Here is a 4,043-nt window from a genome sequence, read left to right as displayed (position 1 = left end):
CGCCGGCACCTCCCCGACCTCGACGGGGTCGCCGACCACGCCGACCACGCCACCCGTTGGCGGTACGACCACCAACTCGACGATCATCCCGGGCGCGTTGACCGACGAACCGTCGTTCGGCCCGCTGTCCAACGCGCCGAACGACCCCGGCGACACCAGCACCGGGCCCTCCACCGACACCTCACCCACCGACACCTCACCCACCGACGTCTCACCCACCGACACCCCATCCACCGGCACCTCACCCACCGATGAGTCGTCGGAGACGCCGAGCACCCCGCCGTCGGCCACGTCGAGCGGGTCGCCGACCGGCACCGGCTCGCCGTCCGCGGCGCCCGGCGCCGTCGCCGTCGCCGCGCCGGTGGGCACCGTCCAGGTCTTCGACCCGGGCAGGAACGCCTGGACGGACGCCGCCGACCTGCCGACCCCGCGGACCCATCTCGCTGCGGCGACCGGCACGGACGGCCGGATCTACGCGATCGGTGGCCGTTCCGGTGCCACCGACGACCCGACGGACACCGTCGAGGTCTACACGCCGTCCAACGACAGCTGGACGAGCGGGACGGCGCTGCCCAAGCCGATGGGTGACCCGCGGGCGGCCCGCGCCACCGACGGGAAGATCTACGTCCTCGACGGCGACACGCTGGCGATCTACGACCCGGACGCCGCGAGCTGGACCACGGCGGACGCGCCGCCGACCCCCGTCAAGGCGCCGGTTCTCACCGCCCTGCCCGACGGGCGCGTCCTCGCCGCCGGTGGCAGCACGGCGGGCGGCGGCTCGGCGACCCGTGCCTCGTCCGACGTGTACACCTACACGCCCGGTACGGGTGCCAGCGGTTCCTGGACCCAGGTGTCCGATCTGCCGACCGGGGTGACCCGGGCGGCCGGCGCGACCGGACCGGACGGCCGGGTCTACGTCGTCGGCGGCCGGGATGCTGGCGGCGACGCCACCGACGCGGTGCAGATCTACTCCCCGGACGACGACCAGTGGACCTCCGGCCCCACAGGTGCGGCGTCGAAGCGGGCGGACGCCGCCGCGAGCACCGGCGGCGACGGCCGGGTGTACGTCCTGGGTGGCACGTCCGGCGGCGACGCCCTGGACACGGTGGGGGCCCTGAGCGGGTAGGTTCCCGCCCCGCCCGGGTGGGGCGGCCGGCACGCCGCCGGCCGACCCACCCGGCGACGGCCGCGGGCAGCACGACCGTCCGCAGACCGACGGCACGCGTCCCTGAGGAACATTCCTGGTTGGCCCTTCGTCACCGCCCGGACCCATCGTCCGGGCCGTTCTTTGTTGGGTGGGACCGGAGAAGAGGCAACCAGAAAACAGCCCGCGGCGTTTCCGAGCCCGGTAGGGTTGAGAAACATCAGCGACAAACCGGCCGGAACGCCCTCCGGTGGGAACAACGCAGCCGATCCATCCGGGCCAGATGCTGCCTGATTACTACACGCATGTTGCGGAGCCGTCCCACGAACGACCGCGGGTGCGGGAGAGAAGGGTCGGCATGGCCAGGGGAGCAGTCGTCGTCACCGGTGCCGCGGCCGGGATCGGCGAGGCAACCGTCGAGTTGTTCGCCGAACGCGGGTTCGGCGTCGTCGCCGTCGACGTGTCCGAGGAGGGCCTGGCCAAGCTCGGCACCCGCGAGGACGTGGTGACCCTCGTCGGTGACGTGGCGGACCCGGCGACGAACGATGCCATGGTCGCCCTGGCGGTCGAGCGTTTCGGCCGGCTCGACGCGGCGGTGCTCAACGCCGGTCTCGGGGGCGCCCCGCCGATCGAGGCGGCGGGTGCCGCCGAGAGCCTCGACACGATCTACGCTGTGAACGTCCGCGGTCTCGTGCTGGGGATCCGCGCGGCCGCCCCGGCACTACGGGCCACCGGGGGCGGGTCGATCGTCGTGACGTCGTCCGGCGCCGGGCTGCGGGGTGATCCTTACACCTGGGCCTACAACACCACGAAGGCAGCGGCGAACAACCTGGTGCGATCCGCCGCGTTGGACTACGCCTTCGAGGGCATCCGGATCAACGCCGTCGCCCCCGGGCTCACCGAGACCCCGCGCACCGCCGGTCAGCGCGCCGATCCGGCCTTCGCCGCGGCGGTGACCCGGCGCATCCCGCTGGGACGCTGGGCGCGGCCGGCGGAGCAGGCCGAGGTCATCTATTTCCTCTCCTCCCCGGCGGCGTCCTACATCACCGGCGCCGTGATACCGGTCGATGGCGGCCTCTCCGCCTCCAACGGAATTCTGCTGCCGCCCACCTACCACGGAGAGCCGCCGCAGTAGTCGGTCTGGAGATCTGTCAGGGAACCGAACGTCTCGAAATTTCAACCGAGAAAGGACCTGAATGAGCATCGAGGCTAACAAGGAGATCGCGCGACGGCTTTACGAGGAGGTGGTGAACTATGGAAAGGCAGAACTGCTGGAGACGTTCGTCGCCGACGACGGGGACGACGGCACCCACCAGCGCGCAGGCCGGTCCATCGGCCGCGCCGGTTTCCGGGAACACCTCGAGTGGCTGCGGACCGCGGTTCCGGACGTGCGCACCACGGTGACCGACCTCGTCGCCGAGGAGGACCGGGTGGTCGTGTTCTGGCGGATCGAAGGCACCCATCAGGGCGAGTTGTTCGGCGCGCCCGCGACCGGGAAGCGCATCGACGCCACCAGCATCAGCCTCGTCACCTTTCGAGACGGCCAGATCGTCAACTACACCGTGCTGCCGGACCGGCTCACCATCCTGCGCCAGGTCGGCGCCGTCGCCGCCTGAGCGCACCGGCCCCGACGGAGCAGACGCGATACCTCGCGCCGTGACCGGGCCCGGCCGCACGCCAGCTCGGGTCACCGGTATCGGACGCGGTAGGCGACCCAGGCGGGGGCCCCCGCGGCCAGCGGCAGCCAGAACGACACCAGCCGGTAGGCCAGCGTCGACACGGCGGCCGCCGCCGCCGGCACCCCGGCGAGCGCGAGGGTTCCGGTCAGCCCCGCCTCGACGAAGCCGAGACCACCGGGCGTGATCGGGATCATGGCGAGAACGTTGGCAGCGACGTAGGCGAGCAGCACCAGAGACACCCGCGGATGTTGGCCGGCCCCGGCCAACGCCGCGAGCAACGCAAGGTAGTCGAGCCCCCACTTGCCGGCGGCGGTCAGCACGGCCGCGGGCCAGCGCCGCCCCAGCGAGCGGATCACGTCCCTGCGGCGAGCGACGAGCACGTCGGGCAGGTCCGCGGGCACTGACCGCCGCATCAGCCGGGCCAGCCAGGCGACCGCCCGGGCGAGCAGGCGAACCGTCGCGTCCGACCGTGCGAGGACCACCCCGACGACCACGAGCAGGGCGAACGCCAGCCCGCCGGTGGTGGCGATCGTGGTGAGCCCGGTCGGCGCCGGCTGACCGAAGAAGATCACCGGCAGGACGACCAGGGGCAGGCCGAACACGACGCCGGTGGTCACCATCGAGGTCGCGGTCAGCGCGAACCCGGCGGCCGCGGGGTCGCAGCCACCCCGGTTCAGCATGCGGAACTGCACGGCGCCGCCGACCGCGATCCCGCCCGGCACGATCCGGCTGATGCTGTTCGAGACCAGCTGCGAGGTGACCGAGAGGGGCCAGCTCAACCCGCTGATCGCGATCCGCTGAAGCTGCCAGACGCAGGCGAAGCTGGCCACCTCCAGCAGGACCATCGCCGGATACCACAGCGGCTGGAACGCCCGCAGCCTGGGAAACGCGGAGAACACCGCGAGCAGCTGCGGCATGAGCAGGTACAGCGCCACGCCGGTCGCGGCGAGCGGGACGACCCGGCCGGCCACCCGGGCCCAGCCGAAACCCCCCGGAACGACATCGCCGGCCGAGAGCTCGGCCGAGTCATCCGGAGGTTCGCCGGCGGCGGGGCCGCTCGGGTGCCGCGGCTCCTCCGGGACTGGTGGGAGCGGTTCGTCCGCCTCGGGTCCGCCCCCCGACACGGCGGCCACCTCCCCTCGAACACCACGCCGGCCCGTCCTCCGGTGCCCGCCCAGCCCAGCCAGCGACCATCACGCCAGCAACCACGTAACCATTTC

The 4,043-nt window shown here is 72.7% G+C and carries 4 protein-coding genes and 1 pseudogene; 3 read left to right on the top strand and 2 right to left on the bottom strand.

What is annotated here, in order from left to right:
• A pseudogene (locus tag NBZ83_RS33535) lies at positions 1 to 369 on the bottom strand (hypothetical protein); the annotation flags it as partial.
• Here NBZ83_RS33535 and NBZ83_RS30680 point away from each other — a divergent pair.
• From NBZ83_RS30680 to NBZ83_RS30670, 3 genes are all read left to right on the top strand, one after another.
• On the top strand, positions 362 to 1,126 hold the full coding sequence (locus tag NBZ83_RS30680; protein ID WP_261570712.1) for a Kelch repeat-containing protein: 765 nt from the start codon (positions 362 to 364) through the stop codon (positions 1,124 to 1,126). The pseudogene NBZ83_RS33535 and the gene NBZ83_RS30680 overlap by 8 nt on opposite strands.
• 376 nt (positions 1,127 to 1,502) lie before the next feature.
• Positions 1,503 to 2,279, top strand: a complete 777-nt coding sequence (locus NBZ83_RS30675; RefSeq protein WP_261570713.1) for an SDR family NAD(P)-dependent oxidoreductase — start codon at positions 1,503 to 1,505, stop codon at positions 2,277 to 2,279.
• A gap of 61 nt (positions 2,280 to 2,340) precedes the next feature.
• Positions 2,341 to 2,760, top strand: coding sequence for an ester cyclase (locus NBZ83_RS30670; RefSeq protein WP_261570714.1), 420 nt, complete (start codon positions 2,341 to 2,343; stop codon positions 2,758 to 2,760).
• A 71-nt stretch (positions 2,761 to 2,831) separates the two neighbouring features.
• Here the strand turns inward: NBZ83_RS30670 and NBZ83_RS30665 are convergent, their stop codons facing one another.
• The gene (locus NBZ83_RS30665) at positions 2,832 to 3,947 is read right to left on the bottom strand and encodes a lysylphosphatidylglycerol synthase transmembrane domain-containing protein (RefSeq protein WP_261570715.1); all 1,116 of its coding nucleotides are present in this window, start codon (positions 3,945 to 3,947) and stop codon (positions 2,832 to 2,834) included.
• Positions 3,948 to 4,043: the final 96 nt, after the last annotated feature.

It is taken from the genome of Frankia gtarii, from assembly GCF_025403375.1.
Taxonomy (GTDB): domain Bacteria; phylum Actinomycetota; class Actinomycetes; order Frankiales; family Frankiaceae; genus Frankia; species Frankia gtarii.
This window is presented reverse-complemented; position numbering and strand designations above follow the sequence as displayed.

Bases quoted from the DNA above. Each gene is read 5' to 3' on its own strand.
- NBZ83_RS30675 (WP_261570713.1), top strand. From the start codon at position 1,503: ATGGCCAGGGGAGCAGTCGTCGTCACCGGTGCCGCGGCCGGGATCGGC.
- NBZ83_RS30670 (WP_261570714.1), top strand. From the start codon at position 2,341: ATGAGCATCGAGGCTAACAAGGAGATCGCGCGACGGCTTTACGAGGAG.